19 protein-coding genes are annotated in these 24,260 nt (G+C 67.8%); 13 read left to right on the top strand and 6 right to left on the bottom strand.

Annotated features, from left to right (window positions below; translation table 11 throughout):
* The first annotated feature begins 4 nt into the window (after nt 1-4).
* From PIGHUM_RS21975 to PIGHUM_RS21990, 4 genes are all read left to right on the top strand, one after another.
* Nucleotides 5-835, top strand: coding sequence for a TatD family hydrolase (locus PIGHUM_RS21975; RefSeq protein WP_124081856.1), 831 nt, complete (start codon nt 5-7; stop codon nt 833-835).
* Between the two features lie 110 nt (nt 836-945).
* Entirely contained in the window at nt 946-3,348 is a 2,403-nt protein-coding gene (locus tag PIGHUM_RS21980) for a DNA internalization-related competence protein ComEC/Rec2 (protein WP_124081857.1), read from the top strand.
* Nucleotides 3,349-3,531: 183 nt separating this feature from the next.
* Entirely contained in the window at nt 3,532-4,431 is a 900-nt protein-coding gene (locus PIGHUM_RS21985; RefSeq protein ID WP_124081858.1) for an alpha/beta fold hydrolase, read from the top strand.
* A gap of 158 nt (nt 4,432-4,589) precedes the next feature.
* The gene (locus PIGHUM_RS21990) at nt 4,590-4,937 is read left to right on the top strand and encodes a RidA family protein (RefSeq protein ID WP_124081859.1); all 348 of its coding nucleotides are present in this window, start codon (nt 4,590-4,592) and stop codon (nt 4,935-4,937) included.
* A gap of 24 nt (nt 4,938-4,961) precedes the next feature.
* Here the strand turns inward: PIGHUM_RS21990 and PIGHUM_RS21995 are convergent, their stop codons facing one another.
* A complete protein-coding gene (locus tag PIGHUM_RS21995; RefSeq protein ID WP_124081860.1) occupies nt 4,962-5,813 on the bottom strand; it encodes a M90 family metallopeptidase in 852 nt (283 codons plus the stop codon).
* An 81-nt stretch (nt 5,814-5,894) separates the two neighbouring features.
* Here PIGHUM_RS21995 and PIGHUM_RS22000 point away from each other — a divergent pair, with 81 nt between their 5' ends.
* Both PIGHUM_RS22000 and PIGHUM_RS22005 read left to right on the top strand, forming a co-directional pair.
* The gene (locus PIGHUM_RS22000; protein ID WP_124081861.1) at nt 5,895-8,126 is read left to right on the top strand and encodes a RelA/SpoT family protein; all 2,232 of its coding nucleotides are present in this window, start codon (nt 5,895-5,897) and stop codon (nt 8,124-8,126) included.
* Nucleotides 8,127-8,226: 100 nt separating this feature from the next.
* A complete protein-coding gene (locus PIGHUM_RS22005) occupies nt 8,227-9,765 on the top strand; it encodes a M28 family peptidase (protein ID WP_160142391.1) in 1,539 nt (512 codons plus the stop codon).
* A gap of 41 nt (nt 9,766-9,806) precedes the next feature.
* Here the strand turns inward: PIGHUM_RS22005 and PIGHUM_RS22010 are convergent, their stop codons facing one another.
* From PIGHUM_RS22010 to ompR, 3 genes are read right to left on the bottom strand one after another with little or no spacing between them, the layout of a single operon-like run.
* Nucleotides 9,807-10,358 carry a redoxin domain-containing protein gene (locus PIGHUM_RS22010; protein WP_124081863.1) on the bottom strand — a complete coding sequence of 184 codons (552 nt, stop codon included), beginning with the start codon at nt 10,356-10,358 and terminating at the stop codon, nt 9,807-9,809.
* 47 nt (nt 10,359-10,405) lie between these two features.
* Nucleotides 10,406-11,764 carry an ATP-binding protein gene (locus PIGHUM_RS22015; RefSeq protein WP_124081864.1) on the bottom strand — a complete coding sequence of 453 codons (1,359 nt, stop codon included), beginning with the start codon at nt 11,762-11,764 and terminating at the stop codon, nt 10,406-10,408.
* Nucleotides 11,765-11,785: 21 nt separating this feature from the next.
* The gene (gene ompR, locus PIGHUM_RS22020; protein WP_124081865.1) at nt 11,786-12,514 is read right to left on the bottom strand and encodes an osmolarity response regulator transcription factor OmpR; all 729 of its coding nucleotides are present in this window, start codon (nt 12,512-12,514) and stop codon (nt 11,786-11,788) included.
* Between the two features lie 121 nt (nt 12,515-12,635).
* Between ompR and PIGHUM_RS22025 the strand changes: the two genes are divergently transcribed.
* From PIGHUM_RS22025 to PIGHUM_RS22040, 4 genes are read left to right on the top strand one after another with little or no spacing between them, the layout of a single operon-like run.
* Nucleotides 12,636-13,037 carry a hypothetical protein gene (locus PIGHUM_RS22025; RefSeq protein ID WP_124081866.1) on the top strand — a complete coding sequence of 134 codons (402 nt, stop codon included), beginning with the start codon at nt 12,636-12,638 and terminating at the stop codon, nt 13,035-13,037.
* Between the two features lie 46 nt (nt 13,038-13,083).
* Nucleotides 13,084-13,860 carry a tRNA (adenosine(37)-N6)-threonylcarbamoyltransferase complex dimerization subunit type 1 TsaB gene (tsaB, locus tag PIGHUM_RS24285; RefSeq protein ID WP_124081867.1) on the top strand — a complete coding sequence of 259 codons (777 nt, stop codon included), beginning with the start codon at nt 13,084-13,086 and terminating at the stop codon, nt 13,858-13,860.
* Nucleotides 13,857-14,387 carry a ribosomal protein S18-alanine N-acetyltransferase gene (rimI, locus tag PIGHUM_RS24290; RefSeq protein WP_124081868.1) on the top strand — a complete coding sequence of 177 codons (531 nt, stop codon included), beginning with the start codon at nt 13,857-13,859 and terminating at the stop codon, nt 14,385-14,387. The genes tsaB and rimI overlap by 4 nt, the downstream gene beginning before the upstream one ends.
* A complete protein-coding gene (locus PIGHUM_RS22040; RefSeq protein ID WP_246013432.1) occupies nt 14,377-15,261 on the top strand; it encodes a uracil-DNA glycosylase in 885 nt (294 codons plus the stop codon). Before rimI ends, PIGHUM_RS22040 begins: the two co-directional genes overlap by 11 nt.
* 6 nt (nt 15,262-15,267) lie before the next feature.
* Here the strand turns inward: PIGHUM_RS22040 and lplT are convergent, their stop codons facing one another.
* Both lplT and queF read right to left on the bottom strand, forming a co-directional pair.
* Nucleotides 15,268-16,575, bottom strand: a complete 1,308-nt coding sequence (gene lplT, locus PIGHUM_RS22045; protein ID WP_124081870.1) for a lysophospholipid transporter LplT — start codon at nt 16,573-16,575, stop codon at nt 15,268-15,270.
* Between the two features lie 199 nt (nt 16,576-16,774).
* Nucleotides 16,775-17,194, bottom strand: coding sequence for a preQ(1) synthase (queF, locus tag PIGHUM_RS22050; RefSeq protein ID WP_124081871.1), 420 nt, complete (start codon nt 17,192-17,194; stop codon nt 16,775-16,777).
* Nucleotides 17,195-17,366: 172 nt separating this feature from the next.
* Here queF and smc point away from each other — a divergent pair, with 172 nt between their 5' ends.
* From smc to ligA, 3 genes are all read left to right on the top strand, one after another.
* Nucleotides 17,367-20,897 (top strand): chromosome segregation protein SMC, encoded by a 3,531-nt coding sequence (smc, locus tag PIGHUM_RS22055; protein ID WP_124081872.1) that lies wholly within the window; start codon nt 17,367-17,369, stop codon nt 20,895-20,897.
* A 72-nt stretch (nt 20,898-20,969) separates the two neighbouring features.
* Nucleotides 20,970-22,058 carry a cell division protein ZipA C-terminal FtsZ-binding domain-containing protein gene (locus PIGHUM_RS22060; protein ID WP_124081873.1) on the top strand — a complete coding sequence of 363 codons (1,089 nt, stop codon included), beginning with the start codon at nt 20,970-20,972 and terminating at the stop codon, nt 22,056-22,058.
* Nucleotides 22,059-22,194: 136 nt separating this feature from the next.
* Nucleotides 22,195-24,252: an NAD-dependent DNA ligase LigA gene (ligA, locus tag PIGHUM_RS22065; RefSeq protein WP_124081874.1), complete on the top strand. Its 2,058-nt coding sequence runs from the start codon at nt 22,195-22,197 to the stop codon at nt 24,250-24,252.
* Nucleotides 24,253-24,260 lie beyond the last annotated feature (8 nt).

Here is a 24,260-nt window from a genome sequence, read left to right on the forward strand (position 1 = left end):
TTCCATGCTGATCGATACCCATTGCCATCTGGATGCCGGCGAATTCGACGACGATCGCGCGCAAGTATGGGCGCGTGCGCGCGCAGCCGGCGTCGCGCGCGTGGTGATTCCCGCCGTGGCGCGGGACAACTTCGCGGTGGTACGCGGCCTGGCGCACGAGATCGATGGCGGGACCTATGCGCTCGGCATCCATCCTCTCTTCGTCATGCAAGCCGACGATGGCGACCTGGCGCGCCTGCGCGAGGCGGTGATCGCGGCGCTGCCCGATCCGCGTTTCGTGGCCATCGGCGAGATCGGGCTGGATTTCTTCGTCGAGTCCATCGCCAGCGGCGCGCCGCGTGCCCGGCAGGAGCATTTCTACCAGGCGCAGCTGAAACTGGCGGCCGAGTTCGACCTGCCGGTGCTGCTGCACGTGCGCCGCTCGCAAGACGTCCTGCTCAAGTACTTGAGGCGGATCGACGTGCCGGGCGGCATCGCCCATGCGTTCAACGGCAGCCGCCAGCAGGCCGACCTGTTCGTGCAGCGCGGGTTCGCGCTCGGGCTGGGCGGCGAGATGACCTATGAGCGCTCCCGCAACATCCGCAGGCTGGCGGAAGGCATGCCGCTCGAGGCCCTGGTGCTCGAAACCGACGCGCCCGACATTCCGCCGGCGTGGCTGCAGCGCGAGAACCGGCGCAATGCGCCGTTCGAATTGCCGCGCATGGCGCAGGTGCTGGCGCAACTGCGCGGCCTGGACGAGGCCGGGGTGGCCGCTGCGACGACGGCCAACGCGATGCGGGTGCTACCGCGTCTGGCAGGCCCATCCCAGGCGGGAAACCCAGCCCCTGCGCGTTGACGCGGGCTTCGCAGCGGCGGCGCCGCATGGCCGTATAGGACCGGAGCGTCCCAGGTACGGATGCGCGTTGCCCGCTCCTTGCCTACCATGCCTCCAGGGATGGGGAGAGCATGGGGCGTATCGCGCTGGTGGCGTTTGTATCGGGTACCGCATGGGTGCATTTGTTGCCCGCCGTGCCGCCTGCATGGGCTGCGCTGCTGGCCGGGTGCGCGGGATGTGCCGGGCTGGCGTGGCTGGTGCGCCGGCATGCCGGGGCGCCGCGCTGGGCGCGCGGCGGGCTGTTCGCGCTTGCCGCGTGCTGCGCGGGCAGCAGCCTGGCCCTGGCGCGCATAGACCTGCGGCTGCAGGAGGTCCTGTCGCCGGATCAGGAGAATCTGCCGCTGCCGCTGGAATATCGGGTGACCGGCCTGGCTGCGCGCACCGATGGCGGCCAGCGCTTCGAAGCGCGCATACTGGCGCCGCCCGAGGGCGTTCCTGCAAACATTCAACTGGCTTGGTATGCGCCCGGACCCGGACTAGTGGCGCCAGGCCTGCGGTGGCGCGGCACCGTGATCCTCAAACGCCCGCACGGCAGCCTGAATCCGCATGGTTTCGACTACGAGGCCTACCTGTTCGAGCACGGCATCCGCGCCACCGGCACGCTGCGCGGCGTACCCGTGCTGCTCGCCGACGAACCTGGCGCCGATGCCGGCGTGCTGGTGCAACGCGTCCGCCACGTCGGCAGGCAGGCGCTGCAGCGCGTGTTGGCCGATCGGCGCTATGGCCCTGTGCTGGTGGCATTGGCGATAGGCGACCAGGCCGGCGTGGCGCGGCAGGATTGGGAGACTTTCGCCCGTACCGGCATCACGCATCTGGTTTCGATCAGCGGCCTGCACGTGACCATGCTGGCGGCGTTGGCCGGCTGGGTGGCGCTGCTGGCCTGGAAACGCTGCCGGTGGCGCGGGCTGGCGCTGGCCGAACGCCAGCCCGCGCAGGTTGCCGCGGCCGGCGCGGCCTTGCTGGCAGCCTGGCTGTATTGCCTGTTGGCGGGATGGGGCGTGCCGGCGCAGCGCACCTTCTTCATGCTCGGAGTCGTGGCGCTGGCGGCCATGCTGCGCCTGCCCCTGTCCGGTTCGCGGGTGCTGGCGGCAGCGGGGGCCCTGGTATGCGCCCTGGATCCCTGGGCCCCGCTGGCACCGGGATTCTGGCTGTCGTTCGGCGCGGTCGCTTTGCTGATCGTCTGCGGCAGCGGGAGGTGGCGTTTCAGGCAGGACGATTCGCGCGACCGGCCGTGGCGCACGCGTCTGGCGTCCGGATGGCGCGAAGGCGCGCGGGCCCAGGCGGCCTTGACGATAGGGCTGCTGCCCTTGCTGGCATTGATGTTCCAGCAGGTATCCGTCGTTGCGCCACTGGCCAATGCATTGGCGATCCCGGTGGTCAGCCTGTTGGTGACCCCGCTTGCGCTGGCCGCGCTCGCATGCTGCGCGCTGCCCGGCATGGGCTGGGCAGCGGCGGCGTGCGCGGCGGCGGCCCACGGCGTTTTCGCCGCCCTGATGCAGCCGGTGCAATGGCTGGCCGGGCTGCCTTTCGCGGCCTACGAACTCGCGGTGCCGCCGTGGTGGCTGGTGGCGCCAGGCCTGGCTGGAGCGCTGTGGGCGCTCCAACCGCGCGGTTTGCCCGGCCGTGGATGGGCGCTGGTGCTGTTGTTGCCCATGCTGGTCTACCGGCCGTCCCGACCGGGGCCGGGCGATTGGCGCCTTGCTATGCTCGACGTGGGGCAGGGCAGCGCCATCGTCATCGAGACCGCGCGTTCGGTGCTGCTTTACGATACCGGGCCGCGCTATGGCGCGGCGGCCGATGCCGGCGCCCGCGTCGTCGCGCCTTACCTGCGGGCGCGCGGCATACGCGCGCTCGACGAGCTGATCGTCACGCATGCCGACGCGGACCATGCCGGCGGCCTCGAATCCGTGCTGGCGGCGCTGCCGGCCAGGCGTTTGCGCGCCTCGTACTCGATGTCTCCCGGCGGGCCCGCGGCGCAGGTGCCCTTCGAGCGTTGCACGGCCGGGCAGAGATGGGTCCTGGATGGCGTCGAATTCGTCTTCCTGCATCCCCGCCCTGGGGCGCCCGACGCCGCGCCGCGCGACCGCAACGCCAATAGTTGCGTCCTGAGGCTGCGCGGGGCGCATCATGCGGCGCTGCTCGCCGGTGACATAGGCATTGCGCAGGAGCGGGAACTGGCGCGGCGGGAGAACCTGGCCGTCGATGTGCTGGCGGCGCCGCATCACGGCTCGCGCGGTTCTTCCAGCGCCGAACTGGCCGCGGCCAGCGGCGCAGCCCACGTGGTGGCGCAGGCCGGCTACCTCAACCGCTATCGGCATCCGCATCCGGATGTCGTCAAGCGATGGGAGCGTGCCGGCAGCATTTTCCATCGTACCGACGTCCACGGCGCGCTGGTGTTCGAGTCGCGTGCCGGCGGCCTGGCCGTGGCGCGCGAGCGCGAAGCGCGGCGGCGCTATTGGCATTGGCGGCCATGATGTGCTTGGTTTTGCAGCGCAGGCGCCGCAGAGCAAACCGCCGCTGCATGAAAATACGAGTCCCGACCCAGGGCGCCGCGGATCCGGCTCCGCCGGTCCGCCTGCGCCGCCCGCTGGGGGGCGCGCGTCAGCGCGTAGGGGGGCTACAATCCTCGGCGTCGTTATCGTGCGAGGAGTGTCCCGATGAGTTCCCATATGCAGCCTGACGGAGAGCCGCGCCTGCAGTACGTGACCTGCCTGAGCCCGGCCGGGCTGCATCGTATGGCCTATTGGGAGTGGGGCGATCCCGCCAACGACCAGGTGCTGCTGTGCGCGCATGGCTTGACGCGCACCGGCCGCGATTTCGACGCGATGGCCAGGCGCCTGTCGGACCGTTACCGGGTCGTATGCCCCGACGTAGTCGGCCGCGGCCGTTCGGACTGGCTCGCGAACCCGGCCTACTACACCATTCCGCAATACGTCGCCGACATGATGCCGCTGCTGGCGCGGCTGCAGGCCGAGACGCTGCACTGGTTCGGCACCTCCATGGGCGGCCTGATCGGCATGGCCCTGGCGGGCCTGCAGAATTCGCCCATCGACCGGCTGGTGCTCAACGACGTCGGCCCGCATCTGGATCCGGCCGCGTTGCTGCGCATCGGGCAGTACCTGGGCAAGGCGCCCACGTTCGGCAGCTTCGCCGAGGCCCAGGCTTACGTGAGTACCGTCTCGGCGTCGTTCGGGCCGCATTCCGAGGAACAATGGCGCGCGCTGACCGAGCACGTCGTGCGCCAGGTCGAGGGGCCGGACGGCCCTTGGAGCATGCACTACGATCCGGCCATCGCGCAGGCTTTCGCGACCATCGACCCCGCCGCGGTATTGGCAGCCGAAGCTGCTTTGTGGCATGTGTACGGCAATATCGCGTGCCCGGTCCTGGTGGCGCGCGGGGAGCAGTCCGACCTGTTGTCGCGGGAAACCGTCGAGCAGATGTGCGCCCGGAACCCCCAGGCCCGCAGTGTCGAGATTCCCGGCGTGGGCCATGCGCCCACGTTCATGACCGCAGCGCAGATCGAGGTCGCCGAGCGTTTCCTGGACGGGCAAGCGTAGCGTCGGCGGCCTCTGCGCCGGCATCACCGGGAGCGGCGGCGGGGCCGCGCCTAGAAAGGTTCCGGAAGACCGCGCAGGCAGCCGCGCCGTGCTCACGAAGCGCCCGCCGAGCCTGCTATGCTTGCGCCTCCAAATATGCTTCACAGCGAGGAAACACCATGAGCATCGAGCGCTTCAGCGTTGGCAAACGCATGTCCGAAATGGTCGTCCACGGCGGCGTGGCCTATCTGGCCGGCCAGGTGGCCGATGATCCCTCCCAGGACGCCGCCGGCCAGACGCGCCAGGTGCTGGCTGCCATCGACAAGCTGCTGTCCGCCGCCGGCACCGACAAGACCCGCATCCTGCGGGCGCAGATTTTCCTGGCCGACATCGGTGATTTCGCCGCGATGAACGGGGTCTGGGATGGCTGGGTGCCGGCCGGCAATACGCCTGCCCGCGCCACCGTGGAAGCCAAGCTGGCTGCCCCGGAGTACAAGGTCGAGATCATGGTGACCGCAGCGGTGTGACGGCGGCGGCTCGAGGCCGGAGGTTCAACGCGGCAAGCCCGGGGCCGCCATCGGATCCTGCCGGTAGTAGCGTGCAAGCAGGCCGTACCACTCGGGCATGGCCGCCTGCAGCGGGGCGGGATGGACGAAGAACGCCTCGGAGCTGACCGCGAAGAATTCCGCCTCGTCGGTTGCCGCGTACGGATCGAGCGGCAACTGCGCATACCACGCATCGGCGGCTTCCGATTCGGGGTCGATGTCGGGCGGGATGGCCGCCTCGATCCGTTCCAGCTGATCTACCAGGGCATCGAAGCTGCGCTCCAGCACGGTGCGCCACAGGCGCGGCTTGATGTCGGGATGGGCGTGCAGGCTGGGCATGCCGTCCGCCTGGCCGTATTGCAGGTCGAGCTTGTGGGCGAATTCATGCACCACCACGTTGAACCCGGGCGGCCGCAGGCCATCGGGACCGGCGTCCTCCCAGGATAGAACGACCGGGCCGCCCTCCCAGGCCTCGCCCGCGGCTTCTTCGACGTACTCGTGCACGACGCCGTCCTCGTCCACATCGGCGCGAGGGATCAGGAACCCGCTCGGGTAGACGATGACCTCCGACCAGCCGTCGTACAGCGACGGAGCCAGGTTCAGAATGGGCAGGCAGGCCTGGGCGGCGATGGACAGGCGGATTTCGTCGGTGACCTCCTGGCCGCCGGCCCCGGTCATGGCCTTGCTCGCCAGGAACCAGGCGGCGCGGGCCTGCAGGGCCGCCTGCTGCTCAGGCAGCAGGCGGGCGAGGAAGGGATGCGCGGCCAGCGTTTGGGTCCATAATTCCGTATCGATGCGCGCCTGCATCCGCGCGGTGCGGTGTTTCGAGGCGCCGCGGGCAAAAAGCCATCCCAACATACAATGACGTTCCTGGTGCGAGAGTGACGAGAGTACCGTGCCGGCCGGGTGGACGCCGGCACAGCCTGGAAGTTTAAGACGATGAACGAACCTGCCTTCGACGCTTCCGGCGTATTGTCGGCGATCTTCGATCCCGACTGGTGGCAGGCCGCTACCGCGGGCCTGTCCGACGCCGCCCAGCAGGACCTGCGCCAGGCGCTGGACTGGGCGCAGACGCGCTACGCGCGGACGCTGAGCGCCGAGGGCGAGGCGCCGGCCCGGCATGCCGCCGGCGTGGTGGTGATCCTGGCCGGCCTGCAGGTGGACGTGCATACGCGGATGGCGGCTTTGCTTGCGATCGCCGTGGGAGCGCAGGACGCCGCACGGCCAGGCGAAGATGCCGTCATGGCCCGCTTCGGGCCGGAGATCGGCAGGCTGGTGCAGGGGTATCGTGCGCTGATCCGGCTCGGCCAGGTGACGCGGGATGCCAGCGACGCCGCGGCGGGCAGCGGCGCGCAGGCCGAGATGCTGCGCAAGATGTTGCTGGCGATGGCGGCCGACCTGCGCATCGTGCTGATGCGGCTCGCCTCGCGCCTGCGGACGCTGCGCTGGCATGCCCAGAACAAGGTGCCGTTGCCCGAGGCGCTGGCGCGCGAGACGCTCGAGCTTTATGCTCCGCTGGCCAACCGCCTTGGCATCTGGCAGGTCAAGTGGGAAATGGAAGACACCGCTTTCCGTTTCCTGGAGCCCGTGAAGTACAAGGAAATCGCATACCTGCTGGAAGAAAAGCGGGTCGAGCGCGAAGCTTTCATCACCAATGCCATCGCCCGGGTGCGCGACGCCCTGGCGGCAGCGGGAATAGAGGCCGACGTCACCGGGCGGCCCAAGCACATCTACAGCATCTGGAACAAGATGCGCAACCGCAACCTGGATTTTTCCGGGCTTTACGACCTGCGGGCGCTGCGCATCATCGTCGACGACATCCGCACCTGCTATACCGTGCTGGGGCTGATCCACCACCTGTGGTCGCCGGTGCCCGACGAGTTCGACGATTACATCTCGCGCCCCAAGCCCAATGGCTACCGTTCGCTGCACACGGTGGTCTACGACGACAACGGCCGGCCATTCGAGGTGCAGATCCGCACGCACGAGATGCACCAGTTCGCCGAATACGGCATGGCGGCGCATTGGCGCTACAAAGAGGCGGGCGCCAAGGGCGGCAAGGTCAGCGCGGACTCCGAGTACGACCGCAAGCTGAGCTGGATCCGCCAGTTGCTTGCCTGGAAAGACGACGTACAGGTCGACGACGAACTGGGCCAGTCGGCGCTCAAGGCGCTGGCCGACAATGTCTATGTGCTGACTCCCCAGGCGCGCGTCATCGAATTGGCTCCCGGGGCGACGCCGGTGGATTTCGCCTACCAGGTTCATACCGATCTGGGCCACCGCTGCCGGGGGGCGCGGGTCGATGGCGTGATGGTGCCGCTCAACACGCGGCTGCGCACCGGACAGACGGTCGAGATCATCGCGGCCAAGTCGGGCGGTCCGTCGCGCGATTGGCTCAACCCGCAACTGGGCTACCTGGCGAGCCAGCGTTCGCGGGCCAAGGTGCGGGCCTGGTTCAACGCCATCGACATCCAGGAGCGCATCGCCCAGGGGCAGGGCATGCTCGAAAAGGAATTGCAGCGGCTGGGCAAAACCGCCACCAACCTGGAAGTACTGGCCCAGCAACTGGGTTTTGCCTGCACCGACGATCTGTGCGTGGCGCTGGCCAAGGACGAATTCAGCGTACGGCAGGTTGCCAGCGCTTTCGAAGCGCCGCCGCCCGCCGCCGAGGAGCCCGACCTGTCGGCGCTGACGCGCGACAGCCGTCCAGAAAGCGCCGTGCATGCGGGCAAGAGCGGCGTGCTGGTGGTCGGGGTCGACGCCTTGCTTACCCAGTTGGCCAAGTGCTGCCGGCCTGCGCCGCCGGATCCGATCTCGGGCTTCGTCACCCGGGGCCGCGGCGTGTCCATTCACCGCAGCGACTGCAAGAGCTTTCGTGCGCTGGCCTTGCGCGAACCCGAACGGATTATCGACGTCGCCTGGGGCGAGACCAGCGACGCCGTCTACCCGGTGGACATCGTGGTGATGGCCAGCGACCGTCACGGGTTGCTGCGCGACATCTCCGAGGTATTCGCGCGCCAGCGCATCAACGTCATCGGCGTCAACACCCAGAGCAAGCAGGGCTCGGCGCGAATGGTGTTCACCGCCGAGGTCGGCAATGGCGCGCACCTGACCCGGGCGCTGGCGAGCATACGCGAGGTCGCGGGCGTGCTGGAGGCAGAACGCCGCTGACACTGGTTCCCCGTTGAGTTACATTTGCTCAACATTAATGAGACAGCTGATCGTGCCGGCCTCTAGGTTTCATGCGGCGCCGGTATCGAGGGGGGAACGAATGCCTGGAGCGATCCTGGAACGGGGAGCCGCGCTGCGCGCCTGCGCGCTGGCAGTGATACTGGCGGTGTCCGCATGTGGCGGCAGCGGGGCGGTGGATCCGGTGCCGCTGTCCTGCGGCGAACGCGCCAACGATACCGAGGCGCGGGTGCTGGAGTGCATGACGCTCGACGGCGTCATGGCGCACCTGGAGGCCTGGTACGACATTGCCATGCGCAACGGCGGGACGCGTACCTCCGGCACCGAGGGCTATCTGGCGTCGGTCGATTATGCGCAACGCATATTCGAAGGCGCGGGCTACCAGGTCGAGCGCCAGTCCTTCCCGTTTTCCGCATACGAAGACGTGGAGCCCAGCGTGTTGAGCCGGGTGTCGCCGCTTCCTGCCGCCGCGATCGACAATGATTCCATGGAGTTTTCCGGCTCGGGCGACGTGACGGCGCCGGCGCAGGCCGTTCCCGCGTTCGGGTGCAACGCGGGCGACTTCGCCGCTTTCTCCGCCGGCTCCGTAGCCCTGATCAGGCGCGGAGAGTGCAGTTTCACCACCAAGGCCGGGCTGGCCCAGGCTGCCGGCGCGGTAGCCGTGGTGGTCTACAACAACGAGCCTGGCGGTTTCGGCGGCGCGCTGGAGCATGAACCACAGATCGAACTGCCCGTCGTTGCGATCGCCATGGAAGCGGGCGAGCAACTGGTGGCGGCAGCGGGCCTGGAGCTGCGGGTCAAGGTCGCCGGCCTGCGTTCCGAGGGCACTACCTACAACCTGATCGCCGACAGCCGCAGCGGCAACGCCGATACGGTCGTCGTGGTCGGCGCCCACCTGGACTCGGTACGGGACGGCCCCGGCATCAACGACAACGGCTCGGGTTCCGCGGCGGTGCTCGAAACCGCCGTGCAATTGGCCAAGGCCGGAGCGCGCAACAGGCTGCGTTTCGCGCTCTGGGGCGCCGAAGAGCTGGGCTTGCTGGGCTCGGCCGCCTACGTCGAGAGCCTGTCCGATCAAGCGCGCGACCGGATCGCCATGTACCTGAATTTCGACATGCTGGGCTCGCCCAACCCCGGCTATTTCATCTACGACGGCGATAACTCGGACGGCAAAGGCGAAGGGCCTGGGCCCGCCGGGTCCGAAATCATCGAAAAAGCATTCGAGGATTTCTACGCCGCCCGGGGCAAGCCCGTCCAGGGTACGGATTTCGACGGCCGCTCCGATTACGGACCTTTCATTGAGCACGGGATTCCCGCCGGCGGTGTCTTCTCGGGCGGAGACGACGCCAAGAGCGCCGAACAGGCCGCGCTATGGGGAGGCACGGCGGGCATGGACTTCGATCCCTGCTACCACAAGGCTTGCGACAACCTGTCCAATATCGACCGGGACGCATTCGCCTTGAACAGCGCCGCGGTGGCCGCCGTCACGCTGCATTTCGCCAACGAACCGCTGCAGCCGCGCCCCGCCTCCGCCGGCAGGCAGGCTTTTTCCAAGACGGCCGGCCCGGCCTACGTGCCGCCAGCGGACATGCGGCCGCGTCATCTGAAGCCACTGCGATAGGGCGGCTGTCTGGAGGCGCCCGGAACCTCGCAGCCCTCTCGTCAGGGCTGTCCGGGCATGCCCGCACGGCGATGAGCCGGCGCGTTGTCGCCGCTTTGCAGCAACTGGAGGATGCGCAGCGTCTCGTCAGGATTGCGGCCGGCCTTGAGATTGTTGGCCGAAACGTGCTGGATCGTGTTGTCGGGATCGATGATGAAGGTCGCCCGGACCGCCACGCCTTCGATGCGATCGCGCACGCCCAACTGGTCGACCAGCACGCCGGCGCTGTCGGCAAACTGGTGATGATTCAGTCGCGACAGCACAGGGGATTCGCGGCGCCACGCGAGCTTGGCGTATTCGTTGTCCACCGAGCCGCCCAGCAGCACGGCCCCGCATGCCGCAAAGGCGTCGGCGAGGGCGGCGAAGCCGGCGATTTCCGCGCCGCAAATGGCCGAGAAATCCTTGGCGGTGAAGTAGACGACCTTCCACTTTCCTGGAAAGGAGCGCTCGGTCAGCACTTCGAAGGCCGATCCGCCATCCTCCTCGGGTTGATTGAAGCCTGGTTTGACGCTGGTGACTTTGAAGGGGTCGAGCTTGGTTCCGATGCTTTTCATGCGGGCTCCTCAGGAGTGTCGCCGCCGCGCAGGACGCATCATCCGCTTCACTTGCTCTCGATAGGTCTTTGCGCGGCCGGCAGCGTGATGCGGGCAGTCAGGCCGCCGCCATCCCGGTTGATCAGGTTCAGGGTACCACCGGCGCGCAGCAGGAGACGCTTGACGATGGCCAGGCCCAGGCCTGCTCCGCCGGCGTTGGTGCGAGCATCCGAGCCGCGCGTGAAGGGCCGCAGCAGGCGCGGCACATCTTCCGGCCGCACCCCGGGGCCGCGGTCGGAGACATCGATCAGCACGTTGCTGCCTTGTGCCGCGACACGCAACTCTATGTGCGGTGGCTCGTCGGGCAGGTGGCCGTAGCGGCGCGCGTTCTCCAGCAGGTTGCCGACCACGCGCTGCAGGTCGGCCGATGCGATGCGCGCCCACAGGTTGGGTGCGATGCCGACTTGCAAGGTGCCGCCCAGGGTCTCGGTGTGGCTGCACTCGCGCTCGGTCATCTCGGAAATCAATTCGGAGATGTCGTTGTTGCGGTCGGGCGAGTTGGCCGGCCGGGCATATTCCATGAATTGCCCGATGGTGCGGTCGATCTGCGCGAGATCTTCGTCTACCGCGTCGCGGCTGGCTTCGGAAACCCCGCTCAGTTCGATCTCCAGGCGCAGCCTGGCGAGCGGCGTGCGCAAGTCGTGCGAGATGCCGGCCAGCATCAGCGCGCGATCGGCTTCGGCGCGATCCAGCTCTTCCACCATACGGTTGAAGTTGGTATTGACCCGGCGGATTTCCTCGGGGCCGCTCTCGGGCAGCGGGGGAGGGGTTTCGCCGCGCGACAGCGCCAGCGTGGCGCGCGACAGGCGCGACAGCGGGCGGTTGACGAATCCCACGATGACCGCGGCGCCCAGAAGCGACAGCAGCAGCGCGGCGGCGCCCCAGCCCAGCCACTCGACGCCGGGCACGCGCTCGGCGCGATCGCGCTCGACCACCATCCAGTAGTCGTCGTCGTCGATGGAGAAGCTGACCCACAGCCCGGGAATGCGGTTGACCTCCCAGGCGACGACGGTATCGGCGCCGAGACGGTCGATCACCTGCTCCTCGACGCGCTGCAGGACCTGGCGGTCAGGCAGCGGTACGGTGAGGTCGTCCTTCTCGTGGGGATAGACCTGTATGCCTTCGTTGGTGGCCAGGTCGAGCAGCAGGTAGCGGCGCTCCTGCGGTGCCGAGTGGATCAGCGCCGCACGGGTGATGTTGACGACCGTGACGATCTGCTGCGCGACCTGCTGGGCGCGCGGCTCGACCTCCATGCTGCGGAAAGCCTGGAGCCACGCGGCCAGGCTTGCCGTCATCAACACGGTGAGCAGCAGAAAGGTGCGGCTGAACAGGCCCAGCCGGGAGGCGACGCGCAGAGCGACCGACATGAATGGCTTATGCGCGAGCTATCAACCGCCCCCGTCCGGTACGAAGACGTAGCCGAGGCCCCACACCGTCTGGATGAACACCGGCTTGGCGGGATCGGGTTCGATCAGCTTGCGCAGGCGCGAGATCTGTACGTCCAGGCTGCGGTCGAACGCCTCGTACTCGCGGCCGCGCGCCAGTTCCATCAGCTTGTCCCGCGATAGCGGAATCTTGGGATGGCGGGCGAACACCTTGAGCACCGAGAACTCGCCGGTGGTGAGGGCCACGGGCTCGTTGTCGCGGGTCAGCGTACGCGTGGCCAGGTTGAGCACATAGGGGCCGAAGGACACGGATTCGTTGTCCTGGCTCGGCGCGCCGGGATGCTCGTCCGGCCCGCGACGCCGCAGCACCGCATTGACGCGGGCCAGCAGTTCGCGCGGATTGAACGGCTTGGGCAGGTAATCGTCGGCGCCCATTTCGAGGCCCACGATACGGTCTACATCCTCGGCCTTCGCGGTCAGCATGATGATGGGTGTCGCATCGCGCGCCCCGCGCAGGCGGCGGCAAATGGATAGGCCATCCTCACCCGGAAGCATGAGGTCCAGTACGAGCAAGTCGAACCGTTCACGTTGCCAAAGCTTGTTCATGGTCTGGGCGTTTTCCGCGACCCAGACGGAGAAGCCTTGTTCAGCGAGATAGCGGCGCAACAAGTCGCGCAACCTGACATCGTCGTCGACGACCAGGATTTTTTTGGGGGCGTTGGCTAGTGACATGGCGCAAATGTAACGGAGGAGTCCGAGGCGATCCAGAGAGGGACATTGGTTGTTACATAAATGGGATTTTCGACACGCTCGCACTAGGATGCGCTCAAAGAGACGTCGTATGATTGGGCCCGTGAACACTCCATCCCCATCCCCGCGTGCCCTGGGTTCCGGCGCTGCCATCGTGCTGGGCGGGCTTGCCCTGGTGATTGCCGTGCTGGCCGCGACGGCAGCCACCGGGCAGGTGCGTGGACAGCAACCCGAGGCCGAGGCGAGTCCCCGGCCGGGCAGCGTGGCGCGCATTGCGCCGCCGGCCCCGGTCACGCTGCCGCCCCGGCCTTCGGTGGTCGAGCCCGCCGGCAATGGAGGCGTGATGCGCGCGGCCATGGAGTCTTCCTGGGCAGGTCCGGTCAACCCGGCCGAGCGCGGCCAGGTGTCGCGCAAGCTTTCGCAGGAAGAGCGCCTGGAGCTGCGCCAGGAGATCCAGCGGGCCACCGAAGAAGTCTACGAACCCTACCGCAAGAGCAAACACTGAGCCCGGGCCTGCGGCGATCGCGCGTCTGGTCTTACAATTGCAGCCCATGTCGCTGCATATTCTTTCCCTCGAAACTTCATCCGCCTGGTGTGGCGTCGCCTTGCTGCGCGCCACGGACACCGGCGGTCTGGACATCCTCGAACGCGAGCATCAGGGCGTGCAGGAGCATTCCGCGCGCCTGTTGCCGATGGTGCAGGAAGTGCTGGCCGAAGCCGGACTGGCGCGCAGCGCGCTGGATGCGATCGCGTTCGGCCAGGGGCCGGGCGGCTTCACGGGCCTGAGGGTGGCCTGCGGCGTGGCGCAGGGCCTGGGCTTCGCGCTGGACCGGCCGCTGCTGCCGGTGGTGTCGCATGCGGCGGTTGCCGCGCAATTGGAAGATGCCGCGGGCCAGGCGGTGGTAGTGGCCATGGACGCGCGCATGCAGGAAATCTATCTGGCGATTTATCGCGCGCTCGATGCCGGCGCGGTCGAGCCTTTGCTGGCGCCGCAGCTGACCGGCGGAGATGGGCTCGCGCCATGGCTGCGCACGCAGGTCGCCGAACGGGGAGGGAGCAGGATGGCGTTGCGCGTGTGCGGCGATGCCGCGGCCGCCTATCCGGAAGTCTTCGCCGATTTCGGGCCCGAGGAACGCGCCTGGCCGTCGCGGCCGACCGCAGCGGCGGTGGCGCGCCTGGCGCATGGCGCCTACCTGCGCAACGAGGCCATCGCGCCCGAGCATGCGATGCCGTTGTACGTGCGCGACAAGGTGGCATTCACGACGTCGGAGCGCGAGGCCGGCCTGGGAGGCAATCCCCGCGTCGCCGGGCCTGGGAGCGTGTCATGAGCGCCTCGCAGGAGCTTGCAGGCAGCGACGTCGCGCGCATCCTGGAAGACTGGGGGCAGGCGTGCCGGCCCATGCAGGAGATCGACCTCGACGAAGTCGATGCGGTCGAGCGCCTGATCTATCCTTTTCCGTGGACACGGGGCAATTTCGCCGATTCGCTCCGGTCCGGCTATGAAGCTTGGGTGGTGCGCGACGGCGCGCGCCTGCGAGGGTATTTCGTTTCCATGATGGTGCTGGACGAGGCGCATCTGCTCAACATCAGCATCGCGCCGGACGTGCACGGCCGCGGCCTGGGACGCAAGCTGCTGGCCTGGTTCGAACTGCGCGCGGCGATTGCCGGCGCGCGCAGCCTGCTGCTCGAAGTGCGGCCTTCCAACGGACGGGCCAAGACCATGTACGAGCGCGCCGGCTACGCCAATATCGGTGTACGCCGCGGCTATTACCCGGCGGCGCGGGGCAGGGAAGACGCCATCGTCATGCGCAAGCAATTGGATGACGCGACGGGAGGCGGCCATCATGGCAACTGACGGCACCGTGCGAATCGACCCGATACGCCGCGCATGGCTGCGGGAACTGGGCATCGAGCGGGTGTGGAACCTGCCTGGAGCGGCTCCGGCAGGCGCCGCGCCGCACGATGCGAAGCAGGCAGCCTCCGTTCAGGAAGCGGCGCAGTCAACAGGGAAGGAGGGCGTCCAACCCGAGGCGCTGCGAGCCGAAACGGAACCGGCCCAGGCTGAGGCGCTCGATATGTCCGTCATGCAGACCATGGACGCCGCCGAGCCGTCCGTCTTGCCTGGATCCCAGGCGCACGACGGGCTGGACTTGCCCGACGACCCGGACCAGGCGTGGGATGTCTTGCAGGCACTGGTCAAGGATTGCACAGCCTGTGGCCTGTGCAAGGGCCGTACCCAGACGGTGTTCGGCGTGGGGTCGCGCCGCGCGCGCTGGATGCTGGTCGGCGAGGCGCCGGGAGAGCGGGAAGACAAGCTGGGCGAGCCTTTCGTCGGACGGGCGGGCAAGCTGCTCGACAGCATGCTGGCGGCGATCGGCCGAACGCGCCAGGCCGATGTTTTCATCGCCAACGTCATCAAGTGCCGGCCGCCCGGCAACCGCGATCCGCTGCCGGAAGAAGTCGCGCTTTGCAGTCCCTACCTGATGCGCCAGATCGCGTTGATCCAGCCCGAGATGATCCTGGTGCTGGGGCGTTTCGCCGCCCAGACGCTGCTCGGCACCGATGCCCGCATCGGCAGCCTGCGTGGACGGGTGCACGAGATCGAGGTCCAGGGGCGCCCGGTGCCGGTGGTGGTCAGCTATCACCCCGCCTATCTGCTGCGCAGCCCCGCGGAGAAAACCAAGACTTGGCAGGATCTGCTGCTGGCGCTGTCGGTGGGCGGCGCCTGAGCAGCCCTATTCCTGCTGCAGCGCGGTGCCGTGCGCGTGGCTGCCGATGACGTGGTCCAGGCCGGGATGCTTGCGGTGGTTGTGGCGGTTCCAGGCCATGATGATCACCATCAATGCCGCGACCAGCGTGCCGAAGATGATGATGATGGTGTTGATGTGCAGGTGCATGCCCAGCATCAGCGAGTAGACCGCCACCATTAGCAGGATGTTGAGCTGCTCGTTGAAGTTCTGCACCGCGATGGAATGGCCGGCGGAGAGCAGGACGTGGCCGCGATGCTGCAGCAGCGCATTCATCGGCACCACGAAAAATCCGCCGAGTCCGCCGATGGCGATCAGCAGGGTATAGACGGACCAGGAGGAGTGGGCCAGCGGCATCAGCATCACGACCAGGCCCATCGCCACGCCCATGGGCAGTACGCACAGCGCCTTGTGCAGCGGCACGCGCCCGGCCAGCATGGCCCCCAGTATCGTGCCGACGGAAGCCACGCCCATCAGGATGGAGGCCTTGTTCAGCGGCAGGCCGAGCTGCACGCGGCCCCATTCGATCACGATCAGCTGAAGCGTGGCGCCGGCGCCCCAGAACAGGGTCGTGACCGCCAGCGAGATCTGGCCGAGCTTGTCGCGCCACAGCGTGGCCACGAAACAGCCGAAAGCCGTCATGAGCTTGACGGGATTGCGCTGCTGCTGGGGGTAGTCCACGCCGGTATGCGGGATCAGCAGGTTGAAAATCGCGGCAATGAAGTAGACGACCGCGATGACCACGATGGCCGCTTCGGCGGGAGTCTGCAGGTCCAGGCCGGCTTCGAACGACAGCAGCCAGCTCGAAACCTTCGGGCTGATCAGCGCGCCGCCCAGGACGACGCCGAGGATGATGGACACCACGGTCAGCCCTTCGATCCAGCTATTGCCCTTGACCAGTTGCTCCGGAGGCAGCAGTTCGGTGATGATCCCGTACTTGGCCGGCGAGTAGGCGGCGGCGCCTATGCCCACCAGCGCATAGGCTCCCAGCACGGTATAGACCTGGTGTTCCGCGGGCAGGCCCAGGCTGGCGTGGCCGAACATGGTCAGGCAGCCGATGATCTTCACCGCATTGGTGGCGAACATCACCTTGCCTTTGGGAAACGAATCGGCGAATGCGCCCACGAACGCGGCCAGCAGCACATAGGCCAGCGCGAACGACCACTTGATCATGGGCGTCATCCAGTCCGGCCCGTCCAGTTGCTGGATCAGCGCGATGGCGGCGATGAAAAGCGCATTGTCGGCGAGCGACGAAAAAAACTGCGCCGCCATGATCAGATAAAAGCCGCGTTTCATCAGTGGTGCGTGGACTCGTATGCCAGGTCGGTGGATCGGATGCGTGCCGCACTCGGCATTGCACTGCGGCTCGTGCTGCCCCGCGATAAGTCCGCCTTCGCGAAGCCGCGCATCGTAGCGCTGGTTTTATAGCATGCGCAGGCGATGCGCTCGTGTCGATACGCGCATGCAGCCGCTGGGACTTACCCGGAGACCCGCATCATCCGCGGATGTTGCTGCCTGGCGCAAACTCTTGGAGCGGTACGGCCGGCTGAGGTTCCCAGCCCGGTTTGCGGTGTTCGGCCACGACGTTGGTGAAAATGCCGCCGCGCACATACCACTTGGCGGTGATGCGCAGGAAGCGGGGCTCCAGGGTGCGTGCGAGTTCGTCGGCGATCTCGTTGGTGACCGCTTCGTGGAACTTGCCTTCGTTGCGGAAACTCCAGGTGTAGAGCTTCAGGCTCTTGAGTTCGACGCAGAGCTGGTCGGGAATGTAGTCGATGATCAGGACGGCGAAATCGGGCTGGCCCGTCATGGGACACAGGCAGGTGAATTCGGGGACCTCGATATGGACCTGGAAATCGCGGCCCGGGCTGGGGTTGGGGAAGGTGTCGAGCGTCTTGCTGGGCTGAGATGGCATGGGGCTGAAATTTACGTAACGAAAATGAAAAAACAGGCCGGGCGGCAGTGCCTGGCATAACCTTGCCGATGACCCTTTGGTATTATAGGGCCCACCCCCTACGCGCTTCGCGCGCCCCCGGGCCGGAACGGCGGGTTCGTTTTCACTTTTTTCATCTTAGCTTCGTTTCCCGGTGCGACTTACCCAGATCAAACTCGCAGGTTTCAAGTCGTTCGTCGACCCCACGTCCATCCAGGTGCCTAGCCAACTGGTAGGCGTCGTGGGTCCCAACGGCTGTGGGAAGTCCAACATCATCGACGCGGTGCGGTGGGTGCTGGGGGAATCGAAGGCCTCCGAATTGCGCGGCGAGTCCATGCAGGACGTGATCTTCAACGGCTCGGTCAACCGCAAGCCGGCCGCGCGGTCGTCGGTGGAACTGGTATTCGACAATTCCGAGAGCCGGGCCGCCGGCCAGTGGAGCCAGTACGGCGAGATCGCCGTCAAGCGCGTGCTGACCCGCGACGGCACCAGCAGCTATTTCGTCAACAACCAGCAGGTCCGGCGCCGCGACATTCATGACATCTTCCTGGGCACCGGCCTGGGCGCGCGCGGCTACGCCATCATCGGGCAGGGCATGATCTCGCGCATCATCGAGGCGCGCCCCGACGAACTGCGGGTGTTTCTCGAGGAAGCCGCCGGCGTGTCGCGCTACAAGGAGCGCCGCCGCGAGACCGAGAACCGGCTGTCCGACACCCGCGAGAACATGACCCGGGTCGAGGACATCCTGCGCGAACTGTCCACCCAGCTCGAGAAGCTCGAGGCCCAGGCCGAGGTGGCGCAGCGCTACCAGGGTTTCCAGGCCGACAGCGAGCAGAAGCAGCGTTTCCTGTGGCTGCTCAAGAAGCGCGAGGCCGATGCCGACCGCATGCGCTATGCGCTGGCTATCGAGCAGGCGCAGACCGAGCTGGAAGGCGCGATGTCCGGGCTGCGCAGGCTCGAGGCCGAGCTCGAAGGCACGCGGCAGGCCCACTATGCGGCCAGCGACGCCGTGCACGCGGCGCAGGGCGGGCTTTACGAGGCCAATGCCGAGGTCAGCCGGCTCGAGGCCGAGATCAAGTACGTGGTCGAGTCGCGCAACCGCATGCAGGCGCAGCTGGCCCAGTTGCAGCAGCAGATCGTCCAGTGGAGCGAACAGCACGAAACCGGCAGCGAACAGCTCGCCCAGGCCGAGGAAGATCTCGCCGTGGGCGAGGCGCGCGCGGAAGGGGCGCGCATCGCTGCCGAAGAGGCGCAGGCCCGGTTGCCCGATGTCGAGGGGCGCGTGCGCGACGCCTCCGCCGGACTGTCGCAGATGCGCGCCGCGCTGTCCCAGGTCGAGCAGAGCCTGGCGCTGACGGCACAGGAGCAGCGCGAGGCCGATCGGCAACTTCAGGCCTTCTCCCAGCGCTGCGAGCGCCTCCAGCAGGAAGAACGCAGTCTCGAGCGGCCCGATCCGGCGCGGCTCGAGCAGCTCACCGGCGACCTCGCCGATACCGGGCAGAAGGTCGCCCAGGCCCAGCGGGACTTGGCCGTGCTCGAAGAGCAATTGCCGCAGGTCGACGCCGGGCGGCGCCAGGCGCAGGAAGCCGTGCAGAAGGAAGCTACCGCGGTTTCGCAGATCGAGGCCCGCCTGTCGGCGCTGACGCGCCTGCAGCAGGACGTGCAGAAGCAGGGCGCCCTGCATCCCTGGCTGGAAAAGCATGAACTGTCGCAGCTTGGCCGCCTCTGGCAGAAGCTGCACGTCGAACCCGGCTGGGAAACCGCGCTGGAAGCGGTGCTGCGCGAGCGGCTGGCCGCGCTCGAGGTCAGCAACCTCGACTGGTCGCGCGCTTTCTTCGGCGACGCGCCGCCGGCTCGCCTGGCCTTCTATCAGATGCCCGCGGCGGCTACACCGGCGCCCGCGGCGGCGTCTCTGACGCCGCTGCTGTCGCTGCTGCGCATCACGGATCCGGGGCTGCGCGCGCTGATGGCCGACTGGCTGCGCGACGTCTACGTCTTCGCCGATGCCGCCCAGGCGCTGGCGGCCCGGGAGCAGTTGCCAGACGGCGCGCAGTTCGTGGTCAAGGAAGGCCACCTGATCGGCCGGCACAGCGTGCGTTTTTATGCGCCCGATTCCGAGCAGGCCGGCATGCTGGCGCGCCAGCAGGAAATCGAGAACCTGCAGCGCCAATTGAAGGCGCAGCAGCTGATCGCCGATGAAGCCCGCTCGGCGGTCGCGCGTGCCGAGGCGGCCTACCAGCAGGTCGCCCAGGCCCTGCCGGCCTCGCGCCAGCGGCTGGCCGAGGTCACGCAGCGCCTGCACGCCATCCAGCTCGAGCATTCGAAGCTGTCGCAGCAGGCCGCGCAGTCCGAGGAGCGCGCCGCGCGCATCCAGGACGAGCGCTCGGAACTGGAAGCCCAGGAGGAAGAAGCGCGCATCCGCAAGGAAGAAGCCGAGGCGCGATTCGAGATGCTCGACGGCCAGCTCGGCGACCAGCAATCGGCCTTCGAGGACGCGCAAATGGCGCAGGAGCAGCGCGAAGCCGATGTGCAGCGCGCGCGCGACCAGCTGCGCGAACTCGAACGCACGGCCCAGGAAGCGGGTTTCGCCGAGCGTGGCCTGCGTGCCCGGATAGACGAACTGCGCCGTACGCTGCAACTCGTGGGCGACCAGAGCCGCCGCGCCGCGACCGATGCGGAGCAGGTGCAGCAGGAGCTTCGGGTGCTGGACGACGTCGCGGCCCAGGCCGGCCTGCAGGGCGCGCTGAACCTGCGCAGCGAACGCGAACAGGTGCTGGCGCGTGCCCGCATCGAAATGGACAACCTGAATGCGCAGCTGCGCGCGGGGGACGAGCAGCGGCTGGCGATCGAGCGTTCGCTCGAGCCGCAGCGCGGCCGCATTACCGAACTGCAGCTCAAGGAGCAGGCCGCGCGTCTGGGGCAGGAGCAGTACGCCGAGCAGTTGGCCGGCCAGGAGCTGGATCTCGCCGCCCTGGGCGCCGAGCTGGATGCGCTGCCCAAGGAATGGCAGCGCGCGAATTGGCTGCAGTCCGAGGTGCAGCGCCTGGGGCGCGAGATCGCCGCGCTGGGCGCGGTCAACCTGGCCGCCCTGGACGAGCTGAACGCCTCGCGCGAGCGCAAGACCTATCTCGACACCCAGCAAAGCGATCTGCAGGCCGCGATCGACACGCTCGAGGACGCGATCCGCAAGATCGACCGCGAGACCCGCCAGCTGCTGCAGGAGACCTTCGATACGGTCAACCGCAACTTCGGCGAACTCTTCCCGTCGCTGTTCGGCGGCGGCGAGGCCAAACTGGTCATGACGGGCGAGGAGATCCTCGATGCCGGCGTACAGGTCATGGCGCAGCCTCCGGGCAAGCGCAACAGCACCATCCATCTGCTGTCCGGCGGCGAGAAGGCCCTGACCGCGACCGCACTGGTGTTCGCGATGTTCAAGCTCAATCCGGCGCCGTTCTGCCTGCTCGACGAGGTCGATGCGCCGCTGGACGACGCCAATACCGAGCGCTACGCCAATCTGGTCCGCCGCATGAGCGAACAGACGCAGTTCCTGTTCATTTCGCACAACAAGATCGCCATGGAAATGGCGCATCAACTGGTCGGGGTCACCATGCAGGAGCAGGGTGTATCCCGTATCGTGGCCGTCGACATCGATTCGGCCATGCAACTTGCAGTCGAGGCTGCCTGATGAGGCCGAACGACGAGCCGGCAGCCGGTCTTCCGGCCGCTTACCCACCTGCCCGCCCTCGGGAATACAACAATGAGTGATCTACAAACCGGGCTCATCGCCCTTGGCGTGCTGGCCATCGTCGTCGTGCTTGGCCTGAACTGGTGGCAGGACCGCCGCGCCCGCAAACACATACAGGAAGGTTTCCCCGATACCGGGTCCGATCCTTTGCTGCATGGCGCGGAGCCGGCGCATCAGGCAGGCGGCGCTCGACGCGAGCCCGGGCTGGGCGCCGCGGCGCCGGAACCGGGCAACGTCGTGGGCGGGTTCGATGCCCATGCGGCTGCACCCGAGCCCGCGCACCAGCATGATGCCGAGGAGGCGGACGAGGCTTGCGAGACCGTGATCGACGTGTCTTTCCTGGAGCCGGTGCCGGGCGAGGAATTGGCCGCCTTCACGCAGGGCATCCGCCATGCGGGCCAGAAGACCCTGCGCGTTTTCGCCGAAACTACCGAGGGCCTGCACCGCGCCGCGATCCGCAGCGGCGAGAGCTATGCCTCGGTCCAGGTGGCGGTGCTGCTGGCCAATCGCAGCGGTCCGCTGAGCGCCGGAGAATGGGCCGAGGCGCTGTCGCGCTCGCGGGTGCTGGCCGATCGCTTCGACGGTACCGTCGAAGCCAGCGACACCCAGGCCGTGCTGGAGCGCGCAGGCAAGCTGGATGCGGTCTGCGCCGCCCTGGATGCGCAGGTCGGCCTGACGCTGGTGGCGAGCAGCCGCCGCTGGTCGTCCGGCGATGTGCTGACGGCCGCCCGCGAAGCGGGTTTCTCCTCCATCCACGACGGCCGCCTGCCTTGGGTGGACCAGAACGGCGCCGCGCGCTTTTCGCTCGGACGCAGCGACGGCGTGTCGCTGGGATCGGCCGGGCCGGCGACCATCGCCCAGTTGAGCCTGATCCTGGACGTGCCGCGCGCGCCGGCGGACGAGCATGGCTTCGCCAGGATGGCCGAGGTGGCGCGCGGCCTGGCCGGGCGCCTGGAGGCCTCGGTGGTGGACGACAACGGCCGCCCGCTGGCCGATGGGGCCGAAACCGCGATCGACAAGCAATTGCTGGGGCTGTACGAGCGTCTGGAGCATTCCGGCCTGAAGGCGGGTTCCCTGCGGGCTCTGCGCGTATTCAGCTAGACCGGGGAAAGCCCCCCTACCCGCTGACGCGGGCCCCCTGGAGGGGGCGATGCGGGGTGAACCGGCGGAGCCGGATCCACCGCATCCTGGGTCGAAGGGGCGCGCCGCACCCTTTCGTGCGATGGAAAATATTGAGATGTCCGCTGATTACGAATTCGACCAGGCTGCCAAGCGGGTCGCCGAGTTGCGCACGGAGTTGGCGCTGCACAACATGCGCTACTACGTGCTCGACGATCCCCTGATCAGCGATGCCGAATACGACGCGCTGTTTGCCGAACTGGTCGCGCTGGAGCAAGCCCATCCGCAATTGGCCACGTCCGATTCGCCTACCCAGCGGGTAGGCGGCGCGCCGCTGTCGGCATTCGGCTCCGTGCGTCACGCCGTGCCCATGCTGTCGCTGAACAACGCGTTCGAGGACGAGGACATCGAGGCCTTCGACAAGCGCGTGCGCGACGGCCTGGAAACGGAGCAGTCCGTCGACTACGTCTGCGAGCTCAAGCTCGACGGGCTGGCGGTGAGCCTGCGCTACGAACACGGCCGGCTGGCGCGCGCCGCCACGCGCGGCGACGGCCAGACGGGCGAGGACATCACCGCGAACATCCGCACGGTGCGGGCAATTCCGCTGACGCTGCACGGTCCGGTGCCGGAAGTGCTCGAGGTGCGCGGCGAAGTGCTGCTGTTCCGCAAGGATTTCGAACGGCTCAACGACGCACAGCGCGAAACGGGCGACAAGGTCTTCATCAATCCGCGCAATGCCGCGGCAGGCAGCCTGCGCCAGCTCGATCCACGCATTACCGCACGGCGTCCGCTGCGCTTTTTCGCCTATGGCTGGGGTGAAATCCGTGGCGTGGCGCCCGGCATGGCCGATGCCGCGGCGGACCAGCCGCCGTTCGATACGCAGGCCGGCATGCTGGACTGGCTCCAGCAACTGGGCATTCCGGTTAACCGCGAGCGCCGCGTCGCCAGCGGCGCGGCGGAGCTGCTCGCGTTTTATCGCCATGTGGAGAAAGTGCGCACCGGCCTGCCGTACGATATCGACGGCGTGGTCTACAAGGTCAACCGGCTCGACGACCAGCGCAGGCTGGGCTTCGTGTCCAGGGCGCCGCGCTTCGCCATTGCGCACAAATTCCCGGCCGAGGAAGCGACGACCGAGCTGCTGGATATCGAAGTCCAGGTGGGACGCACCGGGGCGATCACACCCGTCGCGCGCCTCAAGCCGGTCTTCGTCGGCGGCGTCACGGTCACCAATGCCACACTGCACAACGAAGACGAGATCGAGCGCAAGGATTTGCGCATCGGCGATACGGTGGTGGTCCGCCGCGCCGGCGATGTGATCCCGGAGGTGGTCACCGCGGTGCCGGATCGGCGGCCGGCGGATGCGCGCAAGTTCGTCATGCCCACCGAATGCCCGGTGTGCGGCTCGGCCATCGAGCGTCCGGAGGAGGAAATCATCGCGCGCTGCACCGGCGGACTGTTCTGTGCCGCCCAGCGCAAGCAGGCGCTGTGGCACGCGGCGCAGCGCCGCGCGCTGGACATCGAGGGACTGGGCGAGAAGCTGATCGACCAACTGGTCGAGCGGGGCCGGGTCCGCACCTTGGCGGATCTCTACACGCTGGCCGAGGAAGAATTGGCCGGGCTGGACCGCATGGGCGAGAAGTCGGCGCGCAACCTGATCGAAGCGATCGCGGCCACGCGCCAGCCACCGCTGGGGCGTTTCCTGTTCGCGCTGGGCATCCGCCACGTGGGCGAATCCACGGCGCGCGACTTGGCCCGCTGTTTCGGCAGGCTGGATGCCGTCATGAACGCTCCGGAAAACGAACTGCTGGCGGTGCCCGACGTGGGGCCGATCGTGGCGGCTTCCATCCACCGCTTCTTTGCCGAGCCGCACAACCGCGAAGTCGTTGCGGAACTGCTGCGCAATGGCGTGGAGCCGGGAACCGAAACCGTGGTCGACCGCACCGCAGGGCCGATCGGCGGCAAGATTTTTGTCCTGACCGGGACCTTGCCGACCCTGACGCGCGACGAGGCAGCCGACCTGATCCGCGCCGCCGGCGGCAAAGTGACCGGATCGGTGTCGAAAAAGACCCACTACGTCGTCGCCGGCGAGGACGCCGGCAGCAAACTGGCCAAGGCCCAGGAACTGGGCATCGCCGTGCTCGACGAGGACGGCCTGAAGGCGTTGTTGCAGGCTTGACAGCGGGC

The sequence above is a fragment of the Pigmentiphaga humi genome (assembly GCF_900606115.1).
Taxonomy (GTDB): domain Bacteria; phylum Pseudomonadota; class Gammaproteobacteria; order Burkholderiales; family Burkholderiaceae_B; genus Pigmentiphaga; species Pigmentiphaga humi.

Coding starts and splice junctions, on each gene's coding strand:
- PIGHUM_RS21995 (WP_124081860.1), bottom strand. CDS start 5,813: ATGTTGGGATGGCTTTTTGCCCGCGGCGCCTCGAAACACCGCACCGCG.
- PIGHUM_RS21985 (WP_124081858.1), top strand. CDS start 3,532: ATGAGTTCCCATATGCAGCCTGACGGAGAGCCGCGCCTGCAGTACGTG.
- ompR (WP_124081865.1), bottom strand. CDS start 12,514: ATGTCACTAGCCAACGCCCCCAAAAAAATCCTGGTCGTCGACGACGAT.
- PIGHUM_RS22000 (WP_124081861.1), top strand. CDS start 5,895: ATGAACGAACCTGCCTTCGACGCTTCCGGCGTATTGTCGGCGATCTTC.
- tsaB (WP_124081867.1), top strand. CDS start 13,084: ATGTCGCTGCATATTCTTTCCCTCGAAACTTCATCCGCCTGGTGTGGC.
- PIGHUM_RS21980 (WP_124081857.1), top strand. CDS start 946: ATGGGGCGTATCGCGCTGGTGGCGTTTGTATCGGGTACCGCATGGGTG.
- PIGHUM_RS21975 (WP_124081856.1), top strand. CDS start 5: ATGCTGATCGATACCCATTGCCATCTGGATGCCGGCGAATTCGACGAC.
- PIGHUM_RS22040 (WP_246013432.1), top strand. CDS start 14,377: ATGGCAACTGACGGCACCGTGCGAATCGACCCGATACGCCGCGCATGG.
- PIGHUM_RS22060 (WP_124081873.1), top strand. CDS start 20,970: ATGAGTGATCTACAAACCGGGCTCATCGCCCTTGGCGTGCTGGCCATC.
- PIGHUM_RS21990 (WP_124081859.1), top strand. CDS start 4,590: ATGAGCATCGAGCGCTTCAGCGTTGGCAAACGCATGTCCGAAATGGTC.
- ligA (WP_124081874.1), top strand. CDS start 22,195: ATGTCCGCTGATTACGAATTCGACCAGGCTGCCAAGCGGGTCGCCGAG.
- PIGHUM_RS22005 (WP_160142391.1), top strand. CDS start 8,227: ATGCCTGGAGCGATCCTGGAACGGGGAGCCGCGCTGCGCGCCTGCGCG.
- rimI (WP_124081868.1), top strand. CDS start 13,857: ATGAGCGCCTCGCAGGAGCTTGCAGGCAGCGACGTCGCGCGCATCCTG.
- lplT (WP_124081870.1), bottom strand. CDS start 16,575: ATGAAACGCGGCTTTTATCTGATCATGGCGGCGCAGTTTTTTTCGTCG.
- queF (WP_124081871.1), bottom strand. CDS start 17,194: ATGCCATCTCAGCCCAGCAAGACGCTCGACACCTTCCCCAACCCCAGC.
- PIGHUM_RS22010 (WP_124081863.1), bottom strand. CDS start 10,358: ATGAAAAGCATCGGAACCAAGCTCGACCCCTTCAAAGTCACCAGCGTC.
- PIGHUM_RS22015 (WP_124081864.1), bottom strand. CDS start 11,764: ATGTCGGTCGCTCTGCGCGTCGCCTCCCGGCTGGGCCTGTTCAGCCGC.